This is a genomic window from Nannocystis sp. RBIL2 (assembly GCF_026626745.1).
Taxonomy (GTDB): Bacteria; Myxococcota_A; Polyangia; order Nannocystales; family Nannocystaceae; genus Nannocystis.
Map to the genome: position 1 here is coordinate 5,410,560 of NZ_JAPNJW010000002.1, position 18,531 is coordinate 5,429,090.

General features: G+C 71.1%; 1 protein-coding gene. It reads right to left on the minus strand.

Annotation, left to right across the window (positions count from 1 at the left end; translation table 11 throughout):
• Positions 1–18,519 (minus strand): non-ribosomal peptide synthetase, encoded by an 18,519-nt coding sequence (locus OV090_RS46390; protein WP_267711474.1) that lies wholly within the window; start codon positions 18,517–18,519, stop codon positions 1–3.
• Between the last annotated feature and the right edge of the window lie 12 nt (positions 18,520–18,531).

Consider the following 18,531-nt stretch of genomic DNA (forward strand, 5'->3'; position numbering starts at 1 on the left):
TCATCCCTTCGCGTGCAGGTTCAAGATCCGCTCGAGGTGCTCGATCGTCGGCTCGCGGTAGAACTCGCGCAGCTTCACGTCGGCGCCGTAGCGGTGATTGATCTCGGAGATCAGCTCGACGGCCCGGAGCGACTGGCCGCCGAGGACGAAGAAATCGTCGCCCAGGCCGACCTCGACCGCGGTCCCCAGGACCTGCCGCACGAGCTCCGCGAGCTCTCGCTGCAGCGTGGTCTCGGCCGCCTTGCGCACGATCCCGCCGCGAGCGTCGACTGCGGGCAACCGCTTGTCGTCGACCTTGCCGCTGTCGGTCCGCGGGATCTCCGCCAGGAAGTGGACCGCGTCGGGGACCATGTAAGCGGGCAGCGATTCGAGCAAGAAGCTGCGCACGCTCGCGGGGTCGAGCGGCGAGCGTCGGTTGGCCGGCGCGAGCTTTTCGAAAAACAACAGGCACGGCTCGGCGTAGGTCCAGAGATTGGCGTCGAGGTCGACGTCGACGGGTCGGAGCGCGGTGGGCACGGTGACGGCGCCCGAGCGCGTGACCGCGGCGCCCGTCCACTCGCTCCACTGGCAGCCGGTTCCTTCGACCTGCAACGATTCGTGGACGACGCCGACGAGGCGACCGCCGTGCTGACGCTGGGCCCGGAGCTGCGGATCGGAGTGCTCGGCCTCGCCGGCCCGGAGCAGCCACTCGGCGCAATCACTCGGCGCCACGTCGCGCAGACCGAGCGGACGGTGGGCGTAGACGATCCGCGTGAAGCCGTGGGCCCGCGCCAGCTCGCGGTGCCGCTCGAGCAGCACGGACCAACCCGCCGAGTCCGCGAGCGTATCGGCGCCGATGAAGGCGTACAGGGTGTTGGGCCCTCGCTCGCGCGCAAAGGCCTTTTTAAAGGCCTCGCGCCAGCCGAGAGTCATCAGCGCATCGTCGGTCTCGGGCAGCCACAGCGGCACTGCGTTGCCGACCAGGTCGATGGTATCGGCGGCGTCGGTGACGACGAACTGCAGCCCGGGGAAGTCGCTCGCCAGGCGCGGCCACAGCTGCCGGAGAGTCGCCTCGCCGGCGAAGAAGGCCGGCTGATGGCGGCGTTGCCAGGCGGTCGCCGCTGCGAGCAGCTCCGGCCGCTGGGCGAGCGTGAACGCGTAGCGCGGACCCGCGGCCGTGGTCACCTGGTTGACCGATGGATCTTGCTCGACGTAGGCGACGAGGCGTTCACCGTCGCTAGAATTTCCCAGCCAGCGGATCGCGGCCACTGCGATATCGGGGTGGGCCATGAGGGCGCCGACGATCTCGTCGGCCTCGACGCGATTGCCTCGCACTTTGAGCTGCCGATCGCGGCGGCCCCTGAAATAAAGCAGGCCGTCGCGGTCGAACTTGCCGAGGTCGCCGGTGCGGAACAGCCGGTGGCGCACGCCGTCGATCTCGCGCTCGACGAACGCGGCCTCGGTCGCGGCGGCGTCGCCGAGGTAGCCGCGGGCGAGCCCGGGCGAGGCGACGTAGATCTCGCCGATCACGCCCCGGGGCACGCGCGCGCCGTGGTCGTCGAGCACGAAGATCCGCGTGTTGCCGAGCGGGCGGCCGATCGGCGCCAGCTCGCCGACGAAGGGCTGCTCGCAGTCGAAGCACGAGGCGTCGACCGTGACCTCGGTGGGGCCGTAGTGATTGGCGAGCCGCGCCGAAAAGGCCGCGCGGAACGCCTCGAGCAGCGCCCGCGACAGCACCGCGCCGCCGCAAAGCACCTGCCGCAGCGACGGCAGCGCCGACACAGTCCCCTTGTGCCGCGCGGCCACCAGCGCCTCGAGAGTGACTGGCACGAACTGCGCGAGCGTCACCGCGTGACGGTCGATCAGCGCCGCCACCTCGCGCGCCCCCTTGAGCTGATGGCCCGGCGCCACTACCACCGCCGCGCCGACGCTCAGCGGCCAGAAGATCTCCTGGACCGAGACATCGAAGGTGATCGACGTCTGGAACAGCACGCGATCCTCGGCCCCGAGCGCGTACTGGTGCTGCATCGCCGCCAGCATGTCGGCCACGCCCGCGTGCTCGAGCTGGATCCCCCGCGGCTGCCCCGTGGTGCCCGAGGTGTGGAGGACGTAGGCCAGAGAGCGCGGGTCCACCGGCCCGAGGTCGTCGGCGACGAAGCAGGCGAGCACGTCCGCCAGCTCGTCGACCGCGATCGGCTCGGCCGCAGTGTTCACGAACCTGTGCTGCTGCGTCGACGTCGTCAGCACCGCGCGGACGTCGGCGTCGCGCACGATCGCGTCGAGCCGCTTCTGTGGGTGGTCGAGGACCAGCGGGACGTAGCAGCAACCGGCCTTGAGGACCGCGAGCAGCGCCTCGAGCAATGCGATCGACGGCTCCAGCGCGACCGCGATCGTCTGCCCGGGCGCGATGCCCAGCGAGCGGAGGTAGTGCGCCAGGCGATTGGCCCGCTGGTTCAACTCTCGATAGGAGCAGCGCTCGTCGCCAGCGATCACCGCGGTGCGTTCGGGCGTGCGGGCAGCCTGCTGCTCGAAGCCGCCGTGCATCGTGGTCGCGGCGACGGGCACGCGCGGGCCGAGCTCGTCCGCGTGGTCGGGGCGCAGGTCGCCGTATCGGTGCAGCGGGCGGTCGGGATCGTCGATCACCGCCTCGAGCAGCGCGGTCATGTTGTCGAGCATGAGCGCCACGGTCTCGCGGTGGAACAGATCGGTGTTGTAGATGCAGCTGAACTTGATGTCGCTGCCGAACTGGTCGACGACGAAATTGAGGTCGAAGCGCGAGGACTTGTTCTCGGTGTCGACGACCTTCTCGAAGCTCGCCTCGAGGCCGCGGAACGACAGGCCGCCGAGCACGTCGGTCTTGTCGTTCTGCACCCCGAACATCACCGAGAACAGCTTGGGCCGCGACAGGTCCTTCTGGTGGCTGAGCTCCTCGATGAGCTGGTTCGACGGGTAGAGGAAGTGCTCGAAGGCGTTGACGGCCCGGCCGGCGACGTGGCGCAGCAGCTCGCGGAAGGTCATGCCCGCGTCGATCTCGCAGCGGATCGGCATCGGCGTGGCGAACAGGCCGAGCAGCGGCGCGAACTCCGGCCGGGCGCGCCCGGCGATCGGGCACCCGATCACGAAGTCGCGCTGCCCCGTGAGCAGGTGGAGGTAGTGATCGATGACCGCGAGCTTGAGCATGAACAGGGTCGCGTCGTTGCCCTTGAGGAACGACTCGACCTTGCGGACGACGCGGCGCGGCAGCCAGGTCTCGATCGCGTCGCCGCGGTAGGACTGCAGCTCGGGGCGCGGGTAGTCGGTCGGCAGATCCAGCAGCGGCGGCAAGGTCCGGTACTGCGCCAGCCAGTACTGCCGCGAGGCCTCGAAGGCGCCGCTGGCCAGCGACTCGTGCATCCATTGCACGTAGTCGAAGTAGCTCGCCTGCAGCGCAGGCACCTCGGGCGCGCGCCGCTCGAGCTCGGCGTTATAAAATTCCTTCAGCTCGCGCGTGAGGTTGATGAGCGAGGTCTCGTCCCAGATGATGTGGTGGACGACGAAGATGAGCTGGTGCCGGTCGTCGCCGTAGGAGACGAGGTGGAGGCGGAACAGCGGCCCGCGTTCGAATTCGAACGGCGCCACGCCCAGCGCGCCGGTCAGACGGTTGGCCTCGGCCAGCACCTCGTCGTCGGTCACCAGCTCTTCGCGCGACCAGAACACCTCCTCCGCGCGCAGCTCGATGCGCTGGTCGACGGTCTGGAACGGCTTTCCGTCGCGGTAGCCGAAGCGCACGTGGAGCACCTCGTGGCGTTGCAAGATCTGCTGCCACGCGCGCAGGAAGGCCGGCTTGTCGAGCTTGCCGCGCAGGAACAGATCACCGACGCAGATGTTGTAGACCGGGCTCGCCGGGTCGAACTGGTAGGCGTACCACTCCGGGACCTGGCACGGCGCGAGCTCGTAGCGCGGCTGCGCGAGGTAGCGGCGCAGCGCCGGCATCAGCGAGGCGGGTAGCGTGTCGCGGCGGTCGATCAAGGCCGCCAGCTCGCGCACGCTCGGCCCGGCGAAGAACTGGCGGAACGACAGCTCGACGCCGTAGCGGTTGCGGACCGCGATCATCAGTTCCGCGACCAGCAGCGAGTGGCCGCCGAGTTCGAAAAAACTGTCGAGGACGCCGAGCGCGTCGACGCCGAGCAGCCTGGCCCACAGCGCGACGAGCTCGCGCTCGGTGTCGGTGGCCGGCGGCGTGTACTCGTGGCGGTGGAACAGCTCCGCGTCGGTCAACACCGGCAATCGCTTGCGATCGACCTTGCCGTTGTCGTTGAGCGGGAACTCGTCCATGAACACGAAGGCCGCGGGGACCATGTGCTCGACCAGGCGCGCTCGCACGAACGACTTGAGCTCCTGGGCAGTCGGCGCAGGGTGGCTCGCCGGCACCACGTAGGCGAGGAGGTAGAGGTTGCCCTGCTGCGACCGCGCGGCCGAGACCAGCACCTCGCGCAAGCCGTCGTGCGCGGCCAGGGCGGCCTCGATCTCGCCGAGCTCGACGCGGCGGCCGCGGATCTTGACCTGAAAGTCGGCGCGACCGAGGAACTCGAGGATGCCCCCGGGATGAAAGCGGCCGAGGTCGCCGGTCCGGTAGAAGCGCCGATCCGGCTCGCCGGCGAACGGATCGGGGCGGAAGGCCTGGGCGGTGCGCTGCGGGTCTCCGATGTACCCGCGGCCGACGCCGACGCCGCCGATGTAAATGTCGCCGGGCACGCCCATCGGCGTCGGCTGCATCCACTCGTCGAGGACGTAGGTGGTGAGGTTCGCCAGGGTGCCGTGGATCGGCATGTACGGCAGCGCGCCGATCGACGGAGCGTCGATGACGAGATGACTCGTGTCGTCCGAGCACTCGGTCGCGCCGTAGGTGTTGATGAGCGTCACGTGCGGCAGGCGCCGGAACCACCGCCGGCACTGCTCGGGCGTCAGCGCCTCGGCGTTGCTGATGTAGGTCCGCAGCCGCGGCAACGGCCGCGCGTCGGGACGTGATTCGAGCTCGTCGAGGATCACGTGCATGTGCGACGGCACCGATTCGAACACAGTGACCTGCTCGCGCTCCAGCTCGGCGAGCAGCTCGCGCGGCAGCCAGGCCGCGTCGCCCTCGATGACTGCAGTGCGCCCGCCGACCAGCAGCGCGGCGAGGTACTGCCAGATCGACACGTCGAAGGTGGTCGCGGCCATCTCTGCGACGACGTCATCGGCGGTCAGGGCGAGCCCACGCACCTTGTTCAGCAGGTGGTTGAGCATGCCGCGGTGCTCGATCATCACGCCCTTGGGTTCGCCGGTGGAGCCGGAGGTGTAGATGACGTAGGCGAGCGACGAGCCCGAGACCTGCACCTCGAGGTCGCGCGTGCGCGGGTCGTCGACGTCGGCCTGCGGCAGCTCGACTGCGACGAGCTCCGGCCCCATCTCGGCGATGCGCTCGGCGTGGCGCGGCGCGGAGAGGACGAAGCGCGCCGAGGCCTGACGCACCATCGCCGCCCGCTTGTCGCGCGGATAGTCCGGGTCCATCGGCACGAAGGCAGCGCCGGCCTTGAGGCACGCGAGCATCGCCACGAGATAGGAGGCGTCGCGCTCGAGCAGGAGCACCACCCGCTCCTCGGGCCGCGCGCCGCGATCGAGCAGCTCGCGGGCGACGAGGTTGGCCCGCCGGTTGAGCTGGGCGTACGTCAGGGCCTCGCGCCCGCAGGTCACCGCGATCCGCTCGGGGTTCGTTGCGGCCCGCTGCTCGATCAGGCGGTGGGCCAGGCCGTCGGGCGGCAGCGGCATCGCCGGCCCGTTGTGCCGGTGCACCAGCGCGTCATACTCCGCCTCGCCCAGCAGCTGCAGGTGCGCGACTGCGGCGCTCGGCCGCTCGACGATGTCGCGCAGCAGCCGCTGGAAGTGGCCGAGCATCCGCTCGATGGTGGCGCCGGCGAACAGGTCGGTGCGGAACTCGATCGCGCCGACGAGGCCGTCGTCGCGCGTCCAGGTCGCGAGGTAGAGGTCGAACTTGGCGCTGCGGTGGGGGAACTCGAAGTCGCGGACGTCGAGCCCGTCGAGCGCCTCGGCGCCGGTGCCCTCGCCCTCGTGGAACGAGAACATGGTCTGAAAGACAGCCCGGCGCCCGTCGAGGTGCGGGGCGTTGACCTGGGCTGCTATCTCTTCGAGCGGGACGTCCTGGTGCTCGGCGGCGTCGAGGTAGACGTCGCGGACCTGTCGCAGCAGCTCGCCGAAGTCCGCGGCGCCGTCGACCCGGCAACGCAGCACCAGAGTGTTCACGAAGAAGCCGATCACGCCGTCGAGCTCGGGTCGGTCGCGGCCGAGCGCGGGGATGCCGACGAGCAGGTCCGACTGCCGCGAGTAGCGGAACAGCAGCGAGAAGTAGGCGCCCAGCAGCACCATGAACAGCGAGACCTGGCGCTCCTGCGCCAGCGCCTGCAGGCGAACCACCAGCTCGCCGTCGATGCGGAACATCCGAACGTCGCCGCGACCGCTCGGCTGCGACGGCCGGACGAAGTCGGTCGGCAGCTCCAGCGAGGGCAGGACGCCGCCGAGCGCGGTGCGCCAGTAGGCCAGCTGCCGCTCGCGCTCGCCGCCGTCGAGCAGCCGACGCTGCCACTCGGAGAAGTCGCGGTACTGCAGCGGGCGCACGGGCGCGCGAGGCTCGTCGCCCTCGCCGCGCACGCATCGGTTGTAGGCCCGGGCGAGCTGCTCGTTCCACACCCGCACCGACCAGCCGTCGATGATGATGTGATGGAAGATCGAGACGAGGACGTGCAGCTCGGGCGCGAGGCGGATCAGGTGGAAGCGGCACAGGGGGCCCCGCTCGAGCTCGAAGGGCTGCTCGAGCAGGTCGCGGGCCAGCTCGGCGGCGCGCGTCTCGGCATCGCCGGGCTCGAGGTCGCCGAAGTCGTGATCGATGAGCGTGGCGTCGATGTCGGGCAGCACGACCTGCACGGGTGCGTCGCCGCGGACCACGAACACGGTGCGCAGCGACTCGTGGTCCCGGATCGTCTCGGCGATCGCGGCCAGCAACGCGGCGCGGCGCAGCGGGCCGGCGAGGCGCAGGCAGTTCGGCACGTGATAGGCGGTGCTCCCGGCCTCGACCTGCTGCAGGTACCAGATCCGCTGCTGCGCCCCCGACAGCGCGACCTCGGTGGCGTCGATGCGCGGGATCGCGGCCGCCGTCGCGGCGTCGTGCCCTCGAGCGTCGACGAGCTGCGCGAGCGCGCGGACGGTCGGGTGCTCGAAGATCTGCCGCACAGTCAGGCGGACGCCGGTGTGCAGCTCGATCCGCGTGATCAGCTGGATCACCAGCAACGAGCCGGCCCCGAGCGAGAAGAAGTCGTCGGTGACCCCGAAGCCGGCGCGCGGCAGCAGCTCGCGCCAGGTGGCGAGCAGGAGCACCTCGGTGTCGCTCGCGGCCGGAATCACTGCGCGAGGTGTCGGCGCCCGCTCGCTCAGCGCGGCGCGATCGATCTTCTGATTCGTGGTCAGCGGGAATTCGGCGACGATGTCGAGAGTCGCCGGCACCATGTACGAGGGCAGCCGGGTCCGCAGGTCGGCGAGCAGCTGCGCCGCGGTCACGCGCGCGCCGGCCTCGGCCAGAGTGACGTAGGCGACGAGGTGGTTGTCCGGGGTGCCGACGTTGCGCGCGAGGACCACTGCCCGGGCCACGGCCTGGTGTTGCTCGAGCAGCGCCTCGACCTCGCCGGGCTCGACGCGCACGCCGTCGATCTTGACCTGGAAGTCGGCGCGGCCGAGGAACTGCAGCGCGCCGTCCGCATCGACCCGCACGCGGTCGCCGGTGCGGTAGAGGCGGCTGCCGGGCGGACCGAAGGGGTTGGGCACGAAGGCCTCGGCGGTCGCGGCCGGACGCCGGTGATAGCCGTGCGCGAGGCCGGGGCCGCCGACGTAGACCTCGCCGTCGACGCCGGCCGGGACGGGGTCGAGGTTGTCGTCGAGGACGTGCAACTCGACGCCCGTGACCGGGTGCCGCAGCGGGACGTAGTTCCCCGCCACCGTGACGCCCGCGCCCGCCAGGGGATCGACGATGCAGCCGATCGAGCACTCGCTCGGGCCGTAGATGTTCCACAGGGCGATGCGGTCGCCGACTGTGTCGACCCACCGTGCGACCGTCGCCAGCGGCGCAGTCTCGCCGCCGAGGCTGATCATGCGCACGGTCGGCAGGGCCGCGCTGCCGACGACCTCGACGTGCTCGGCCAAGAGTCGCCAGTAGGCGGTGGGCAGCACGAGCACGCTGATCTCGAGCCGCTCGCACAGCTCGACCAGCGCAGTCACCGAGTCGCGGACCCCTCGCGGCCCCACGTACAGCGAGGCGCCCGAGCACAGCGGTAGGAAAATTTCCTCGAGCGAGGCGTCGAAGGTCAGCGGCGCGAACAGCAAGAAACGATCGTCGGGGCCGACGTCGAACCGCTCGCGCACTGTTTTGATGTAATTGCCGACGCCGCGATGACTGAGGACCGAGGACTTCGGCGCGCCGGTGGTGCCCGAGGTGTAGGCGAGATAGACGGGGTCGTCGGCGTGCACCGGCACGCCGACAGCGTGGCGCGGGAATTTTTGCCAGTGCTCGCGCCGCACAGAGGCGACGGCGCCGGTGAAGCCCTGCAGCTCCGCGACCGAGACGGTGAGGAGATGCCGACAACCGGCGTCGGCGAGCACGCCTCGCAGGCGCTCGTCGGGAAGCTCGAGATCGATCGGCACATAGAGCGCGCCGAGCTTCAAGACAGCGAGGATCGCCAGGATGATGCTCGCGTCGTGTCGCGCCTCCACGCCGACCGGATCGCCGGCGCGAATACCTCTCGACGCCAGATGATGGGCGAGCTGGTTGGTGGCGTGGTCGAGCTCGAGGTAGCTGAAGCGCTCCTCGGCCGAGGCCAGCGCGAGCTCCGAGGGCTGCATCGCGACCTGCAGCGCGAACTGGGCGAGCAGGGTCTCCGCGCCGCGCTTGCGTCCCGCGGCGCGCGGGGGCGTGACGGCTGGCCGCTGCGGCGGCGCGAACGGCAAGCCGTGCACGGGCCGCTCCATGTCGGCGACCGCGGCCTCGAGCAACGCGCGGAAGCCCTGCCCCCACGCCGCGATCGCCTCGGCGTCGAACAGTTCTGCGCGGAAGGTGCACGACCACACGAGCCCGTCCTCGCCCTCGGCGAGGGTCACTGCGAGGTCGGCCATCGGCGCGTCGACGTGCTGGGCGAGGGTTTTGATAACGAGGTCGCCGCGCTCGGCGGCGAGAGTCGGCCGCTGCCGCAGATCGAACATGGTCCGATAAAGCGGCTCGTCGCCAGCGACGGTGTGCTCGGCGATCCGCTCGAAGGACAGCTCGTGATGCCGATGGACTGCAGCGAGGTTGTCCCGCACTTGCGCGAGCAGCTCGCGGAAGCTCGAGGCGCGGTTGAAGCGGATGCGGATCGGCAGGGTGTTGACGAAGAAGCCGACGACATCCGCGAGCTCGGGCCGACCGCGCTGATGCATGGGCGTGCCGACGATCAGGTCGGTTGTCCGCGTCAGTTGATACAGCCAGGCGACGTGCGCGGCGAACAGAATTGTCAGGAGCGACAGGCCCTCGTCGCGGGCCCGGGCACGCACGCGGGTCGACAGCGCCTCGCCGAGCGCGAGCGAGCGAGTCTGGCCCGCCCCACACTCGACCCCCGGCCGGGCGTTGCGCGGCAGCGAGGCGGGCGTCGGCCGATCGCGCAAATACTCGATCCAGAAGGCCAGCAGCGCGTCCTCGCGGGAGTGCAGCCTCCGGGTGGCCCACGCGCTGTAATCCGCGTAGTCGACGGACAGCTCGCGCAGCTCGGGGGCCTGTCCGCGCCGCGACGCGTGATAGAACGCGAGCAGGTCGCGCTGCAGCACCGCCATCGACCACTCGTCGACGACGATGTGATGCACCGCCACCGTCAACACGACACGATCGTCGGCGAGCGCGAGGCCACCGAGCCGCAGCAGCGGGCCGCGCTGCAGATCGAAGCGCTCGCGCGCCAGCCCAGCGATCGTGTCCGCGAGGCGGGCGTCCTGCTCGGCGCGAGCCATCCCGCGGAAGTCGTCCCAGGTCCACACGCGCGCGACGAAAACCTCGTCCGCGTCCATCACCAACTGACAGGGCTCGCCGTCGATCACCTCGATGCGGCTGCGCAGCGCGCCGTGCCGCGCGAGCAACTCCGCGACGGCCCGCCACAGGGCAGGCAGGTCGATGACGCCGGCGAGCTCGAGCGCTCCGACGACGTTGTAGGCGACGCTCTCGGGCTCGAACTGCTGGATCAGCCACAGCCGTCGCTGCAGCGGCGAGAGCGGGACTCGCTCGCCCGGCGTCATCCGCGGGATCGGCAGATACGCCGCCTCCGCGTCGATCGCCGCCGCCAGCTCGGCCAGCGTCGCCGCTGTGAAAAAGGTCTGCAGCGGGCATTCCCGCCCGAGCTCGGCCTCGATCGCCGCTGCCGCCCGGGCCGCGAGCAACGAGTGGCCTCCCAACGCGAAGAAGTTGGCGCTCGCGTCTTCCACCGCAGCGCCGAGGAGCTGCGACCAGATCGCTGCGAGCGATCGCTCCGTCGCAGTGGCGAGCGGACGCACTGCCGGCCCCGCGTCCCAGCTCGGCAACGGCAGCCGCTCGACGTCGACCTTGCCGTTGCTCGTCAGCGGCAAGCCTTCGAGCACGAGGATGAAGGTGGGCACCATGAAGCCGGGCAGCGAGCGGACCAGGGCGTCGCGCAGCTCGGCGACGTCGATCGTCTCGCCGGGCCGGGCGACGACGTAGGCGGCCAGGTGCAGGCCCGTCGCCGGATGCTCGACGGGTCGCACCACCGCGCTCTGCACTTTCGGCTGCGCGCTCAGCCTGGCGACGATCTCGCCCGGCTCGATGCGGAAGCCGCGAATTTTTAACTGCTCGTCGGCGCGACCGACGAACTCGAGCTCGTCGGCGTCGTTCCAGGCCACGCGATCGCCGGTGCGGTACAGCCATTCACCGGGCGCGAACGGGTCGGCGATTCGCAGCCGCCGCGTCGCCTCCGGATCGTTGCGATACCCGAGGAACAGCGACGCGCCGCCGAGGTAGAGCTCGCCGACGATCCCCGGCGGCAGCAGCTGGCCGTCGCGGCCGAGCACCCGCGCCGCGACGTTGTCGATCGGCCGACCGATCGCCGGGGAGCGCGTCCCATTCAGCGCGACGGCGTCGGCGGTCGCTACCACAGTGTTCTCCGAGGGGCCGTAGTGATTGACGAGTCGGTACCTCGCGCCCGCGAGCGCCCGGCTCGTCAGTCGCTCGCCGCCAGTGAGAATGAACTCGAGGTCGCTCGATCCACACCAGCCGTCGCCGAGCAGCTCGTGCGCCAGCGGCGTGGCCACGAACGCGTGCGTCACTCGAGTCTCGGTCAACCACCGCGCCAGCGCTCGCGAATCAGTGCGCACCGCGTCGGGTGCGAACCACACGCTCGCGCCGGTCAGCAGGTACGGCCAGAGCTCCCACACCGCGGCGTCGAAGCCGATGCCCGCCGTCTGAGCGGCGCGGATCGCTTCGCCGCGCTCGAGGCCGTAGGTGCGCGCGTGCCAGTGGCACAGATTGACGAGGCCCCGCTGCGGGATCACGACGCCCTTCGGCGCGCCGGTGGTGCCCGAGGTGTAGACGACGTAGACGGGCGCCTCGGCGTCGGTGCGGACGCCGAGCGGCGCGTCGGAGCAGGCCGGCATGCGAGCTGCGAGGCCGGACCACCCGTCCTCGGTGATGACGATCGGCGCGCGGCAGTCGGCGACGATCGCCTGCCTGCGCTCGCTCGGATAGCGCGGATCGATCGGCGCATAGGCAGCGCCGAGCTTGAGGATCGCCAGCGCCGAGAGCACGAAGCGCGGGCCCGGCGGCAGGCAGATCGCCGCGACGTCGCCCGCCTTCACGCCTGCCTCGCGGAGCGCCCGCGCCAGTCGGTTGGCGCTCGCGTCGAGCGCCCGATAGCTGAGCCGCTCGCCGTCAGCCGAGACCAGCGCGGGGCGCTCGGGGTGTGCGCGCACGCCGGCCTCGAAGCGCTCGACGAGCGAGCCGGCCGGGAGCGCGTGCTCGGGGCCCACGCCGCGGCGGAGGAGCTCGGCCGCGGTCGCGTCGTCGACGAGGCGCAGCGCCGCGAGCGGGACCGCGGGGTCGACGAGGACCTGGCGCAGCAGCGCGACGTAGGCCGCGAGCAGGCCCTCGATCACGACGCTGCCGTAAATCTTCCGGCGATAGTTGCAGGCGATCGTCGGCTCGTCGCCGCCGATCCGGCAGCGGAAGGTGAGATCGAACTTGGCAGTGCTGTCGTGCCGCGCGACGACGACTGCGTCGACGCCGTCGAGCTCGAGGCGCTCCGGGGTGAACTGTTCGAAGTCGAACATCACCTGGACCAACTCCGACGCGGCGCCGTCGCCTCGCGGGCGAGCCAGCTGCACGATGTCCTCGTAGCTCGCGTCGCTGTGCGCCATCGCCTGCGTCAGGTGGCGCCGCACGCGAGCGAGCAACGCGTCGAAGCCCTCGTCCGTCGCCATCTCGGCGAGGATCGGCAGGACATTGACGAAGAAGCCCACCGCGCCCTGCAGCTCGGCCCGGTCTCGGCCCTCGTAGGCGATGCCGAGCAAGAGCCGCGGCTCGCCGCTGGTCTTGCCGAGCAGCAGCGCGAGAGTCGCCAGGTAGATCGAGAACTCGGTGGTCTTCCACGCCATCGCGCGGGTGCGGACCTGATCCACCAGCGCGAGCGGCAACGGTCGCCGCAGCTCGCCGCCGTCGCGCTCGTCGCTCCCGGGCGGCAGCGACGGGACGGACAGCTTGGGCGGCAGCGACGTCAGGTGCTGCTGCCAATACGCGCGCGCAGCCGACTGACGCGCGCGCGCCTCCTCGCCGAGACTCGCCAGCGCGTGGTCGACGTATTGCGCGACCGGTGCGAGCTCGCCGATCTCCTGCCCGGCCCTCGCGGCGCGGTAGAACGCGGCCAGCTCGGCGAGCAAGATCTGCAGCGAGCGCCCGTCGGCGACGATGTGATGCACGCTGAGAAACAGCAGGCCCTCGTCGGGCGCGAGCGCGAGAAAGCGGGTCCGCAGCAAGGGCCCCTCGGCGAGCGCGAAGGGCTCGGCCTCCCACGCTCGCAGGATGCGCTCCACGGCCGCGTCGCGCTCCTCGTCCTCGCGCGAATCGAGATGCACGCATTCGAGCGAGACGGTCCCGTGCGCCAGCACCTCCTGGTACGGCTCGCCCTCGTGCTCGGGGAAGCGCGTCCGCAGCGCGCCGTGCCTGGCGACCACCTTTGCGAAGGCACCCTCGAGCGCCGCGAGATCGAGCTCGCCGCGGACGCGGACGACCCCGGTCATGTTGTAGTCGGTCGAGCGCGGATTCAGCCGCTGCAGGAACCACAGCCGCCGCTGCGCAGGGCTCAGCGGCACTCGTTGCAGATCGGGCCCAAGCACCGCCGGCTCGGTCGTCCCGCCACGCGCCAACAAGAACGCCGCAAGCGCGTGGACCCGCGAATTATTAAAAATGTCGGCGATGCTGATGCGGAGCCCCAGGCGCTCGCGCACCCGCTGGACCAGACGGCCCGCCAGCAACGAGTGACCGCCGAGCGCGAAGAAGTCGTCGTCGCGGCCGACCTCCGCCGCGCCGATCAACTCGGCGAACAGCAGCGCGACCTCCTGCTCGAGCGGACCGTGGAACGGCGTCGGCGCCGACCGCTCGGCGCTCGGCTCGGCGATCGGCGGCAGCTGCTTGCGATCGATCTTGCCGTTGGCATCGACCGGCAGCGCGTCGAGCCAGCGAAACGCGCCCGGCACCATGTAAGCGGGCAGCCGCTCGTGCAACCACGTCCGCAGGTCCGCCTCGAGCTCGGGTCCGTTGCCGCTCGGCGCGCTCACGTACGCCGCGATCCAGGGACCTATCGCCGCCGACGACTGCAGCGTCACCTTGCACTGAGAGATCTGCGGGTGACGCAGCAGGACCGCCTCGAGCTCGCCGAGCTCGACCCGATGGCCGCGGATCTTCACCTGGTCGTCGTTGCGCGCCACGAAGTGAATGCGGCCCGCGCCGTCGAGACGCACCACGTCGCCGCTCGCGTACATGCGGCCGCCCGGCACGAACGGGTCGGGTACGAAGCGCTCCGCGGTGCGCACCGGTTGGCGGTGGTACTCGCGCGCCAGCCCCTCGCCGCTGATGTGCAGCTCGCCGAGCACGCCGAGCGGCGCCTCGTTGCCGTGGCGATCGAGGATGTAAAGCTCCTGACCGGCGATGGGCTCGCCGATGTCGGGCAGGCCGTCGCCGTCGGGCTCGACGCGACCTGCGGTGGTGATCACCGAGTTCTCGGTCGGGCCGTAGGCATTGATGCAATGGAACGACTGCCCGGGCCGCGGCCGCACGCGCAGGCGATCGCCGGCGGTGAGCAGGTAGCGCAGCGCGCCGAGGTCGAGCGAGAGATCTTCGAGCATCAGCTCGACCAGCGCGGTCGGCACGAAGCTGTGCGTCAGGCGTTGCTCGCGGATCCACCGCGCCAGCTCGGGCGCCGCAGCCTTGATCGCCTCGGGCGGCTCGAGCAGCGCGCCGCCGGTGCAGAGATACGGCCAGACCTCCCAGACCGCGACGTCGAAGGCCGGGCCGGCGAGGAGCGACGCGCGAGCCGAGGCGTCGACGGCGAAGCTCGCCACGTGCCACTCGACGAGGTTCAGCAGCCCGCGGTGCGGCACCACCACGCCCTTCGGCGCGCCGGTGGAGCCGCTGGTGTAGATGCAATAGGCGAGGTCGTCGCTCGCGAGCGTTGGCAACGCGATCGAGCTCCCGCTCGCGCTCAACTGATCGAGCACCAGCACGGCAGCGCCGCTCGCCGCGATGCGCCCCGCCGAGGCCTCGTCAGCGAGGATCCACGTCGCCCCCGAGTCGCGCACGCAATGACGCAGGCGCTCGCCGGGGTGGCCGAGGTCGAGGGGCACGAACACGCCGGCCGCCTTGAGCACCGCCACCGCGGCGATCGTCTGGCGCGTGCGGTCGGCGAAGGCCAGCGCGACGAATTCCCCACGCCGCAGGCCGCGCTCGACGAGCGCCCGCGCGACGCAGTCGGTCGCGCGCTCGAGCTCGGCATAGGTGAGCGTCACGCCCGCGCCCGCCAGCGCGACCTGCTCGCCGTATCGATTCGCCGCGGCACGGAACCACTCGACGACGCTCGCGTTCGCCGACGGCCTGGCCGAGCGCCGCAAGTGCTTGCGGAGCAGCGCGCGCTCTGGGTCGCTGACGGCAGACAGCGAGCGCGTCTCACGATCGGCGGACTGGACCATCCGCTCGAGCAACGCGACGTAGTTAGCGACCAGGCGCTCGACTGTGTCCGCCTCATAAAGATCCGCGCGGACGTCGACGTGGCCGTGCAGCTCCCCGTCGCGCTCCATGAGCGTGCACGCCAGATCGAACTGCGCCTCCCGCCGCTCGTGCGCGCACGAATGCAGCGTCGCGGCGCCGAGCCGCAGCCGTCCCCCGGCAGTGCCGAGGACGAACGGCGCGAGCTCACCGCGGCCGGCGAGCTGCGACGACAGCAGCGAGAACGAGGTCTGCACCCAGCTCGCGCCCCCGCCGAGCGCCTCGACCAGCCGCGCGAACGGGATCGCCTGGTGACGCTGACATCCCTCGAGGCTCCGCTTCGTCTGCCGCAGCAAGCCGCGGACGTCGGTGTTCTCTACACCTCGCACACGCACCGGCGCCAGGTTGACGAAGTAGCCGAGGTCGCGCAGAGAATCACCGTGGACGCGCCCGAGCAGCGGCGTACCGATCACCAGGTCGTCCTGCCCGGTGTACTTGCTCAGCAGCAGGAAGAACCCGCCCAGCAGCACCTGAAACAGGGTGAGCTCCTCCGCGCGAGCGAAGCCCTGCAGCGCCGCCAGCGACGCTCTCGACACCACGAAGCGCTGCCGCCTCGCCCCGCGAGCCCGCGTCGCGTTCGCGGCCGGAAACCGCGACGTCGGCGGCGCCCCTGCCAGCGCCTCTCGCCAGTAGCCGAGGTCGCGCTGGCCCGCGGCCGACGCGAGGTGCTCCTCCTGAGTGCGCGCCCGCTCGAGCCACGCCGCCCCCTGCTCGACTGCCGGCAACGGCAGCGGCTGATCCGCCACGCACGCGCCGTAGATCGCCCCGAGCTCCGCGAGGAACACCCCGAACGACCACATGTCGAACACGATGTGGTGGACCGCAAAGGCGAGGTAGCTGCCCTCCGGGCCATGAATCACGCGCCAGCGCCAGGCCTCGCGCTCCAGCTCGAACGGCGCGTCGAGCACGGCGCGCCCGGACGCCAGCGCCTGCTCCGTCGACGCGGCCGACTCGACCTGCAGCTCGACCGCGGACGCTGGCGCGACGCGCTGCCAGAGCTGCCCGTCGCATTCTTCAAACGTGGTGCGCAGAGCCGGATGACGCCGCGTCAGAACCTCGAGGCTCGCACGCAGCGCCGCCAGATCGATCGGCCCCTCGACGCGCGCCATTAGCCCCTCGTTGTAGGCAGTGGCGTCCCGCTCGCGCTGCTGGATCGCCCACAAGATCGTCTGCGAAGTCGTCGCCGCGAACCGCCCCGAGCTCGGCGCCGAGGACCTCGCCTCGCCCCGCTCCTCGTCCCGCGACATCCTTTTAAAAATCTCGGAGGCCAGCGTCGCGATCGTCGTCTCGGCGAACAGCAGCTCCGCCGGCAGCTCGATCGGCAGCTCGGCCTCGACGCGGTCCTTCAGCTGGACCAGCGCGAGCGAGTCGAGCCCGAGCGCCGTCACGCTCTTGTGACGCGACAGGCGGTGTAGCGGCAGCCCGAGCTGCTCGGCGAGCAGGCCGAGCAAGAAGCCGCCGAGGATCTCCTGCCCGTCGTTCTCGTCCGCCGCCTCGAGCAAGCGCTGCAGCTCCGTCGCGCCGGCGCTGACGTGGACCACGTGGAGCTCGTCGGCCGCGAGCGCGCGCCGCGTCTCGCCGCGCTGGATCTTCCCGCTCGAGGTCCTGGGCAGCGTGCGCTCCTTGACGAGCACCACGCGCTCGACCTGGAGGCCGTACGTCTCGGACACCGCGGCCACGATCGCCGCCTCGAGCGCCAGCGGCTGCGTCGCGTCCTTGCGCAGCTCCGCGACCACGCACAGCCGCTCGTCGGCGTCGACGAACGCAGCGGCGCCGCCGGCGACCAACTGCGGGTGGGAGGCCGTCGCAGTCGCCTCGATGTCGTTGGGATAATAGTTGGCCCCGCGGACGATGATGAGATCCTTGATCCGCCCCGACACCACCAGCTCGTCGTCGTCGAGGTAGCCCAGGTCGCCGGTGCGCAAGAACCCGCCCTCGCCCTCGCCAGTGACCGCGCCGAAGGTCTCGCGCGTGGCGGCCGGGTCGTTCCAGTAGCCGGCGGCGACGTGCTCGCCGCGCACCCAGATCTCGCCGACATGTCCCGCAGGACATGTCCTTCCGCGCTCGTCGACGACGCGCACCTCGCAGCCGTCGACCGGCAGCCCGCAGGCGATCCGCGCGACCTCGCGGCCCGCCTCGCTCAGGACCTGCGTCGTGATGCGCGGCGCCCCGCCGGGGCGACGGCCGGTCACCAGCAAGGTCGCCTCCGCCAGCCCGTAGGACGGGAAGAACGCGCTGCGACGAAAACCGCAGGCCGCGAAGCGGCGTGCGAACGCGTCGAGGTTGGCGGGCGAGACCGGCTCTGCGCCGTCGATCGCGGTCACCAGCGACGACAGGTCGAGCTGGGCCAGCTGCTCGTCGCGGATCTTCTCGACGCACAGGCGATAGGCGAAGTCGGGCGCGGCGGTGGTCGTGCCGCGCAGCTCGGTGATCGCCTCGAGCCAGCGCAGCGGCCGGGTGAGGAACTCGAGCGGGCTCAGCAGATGCGACGAGTAGCCGCTGTACACGCCCTGGATCAGGCTGACGAGCCCCATGTCGTGGAACAGCGGCAGCCACAGCACCGCGGTCGTGTCGGGCCCGTGGCCGAACGCGCGCCGGATCATCGCCTGATTGGCGAGCATGTTGCGGTGCGAGACCATCACGCCGCGCGGCGCCTTCACCGAGCCGGAGGTGTACTGCAGCAGCGCGAGGTCGTCGGGCTCGATCGCCGGCGGTACCCAGGCGTCCGCGGTCGCCTCGTCGCTCGCCGGGTCGTCGACCACGATCCAGCGCAGCGAGGCCAGCATCCCCTGCTTCTCGTCGATGCTGCGCACCGCCCGGAGCTGCCGGCTGGACAGCAGGACCACCCGCGCCTGCGCGCTCTCGACGATCGTCTTGAGGCGCTCCGCGTGATGGCTGTTGCGCGGCGCGTAAGCCGGCACCGCGATCAGGCCGCTGTAGATGCAGCCCCACAGCGCGGTCACGTAGTCCATGCCTTGCGGGCAGATGATCAGCGCCCGATCGCCGCGCGCGCCGACCTGCTGCAGCCGCGCCGCCAGCCCCACCGCCGCGTCGCGCAGCGCCGCGAAGCTCAGGGCCTGCGCGTCGCCGCCGTCGCGCAAATAGCGGTAGGCGAGCTTGTCGCCGTGGCGCTCGCGGCTGGCCTCGCAGACCTCGACAAGGTGCTTGTGTTCGTGCATCGAGGGCTCCTC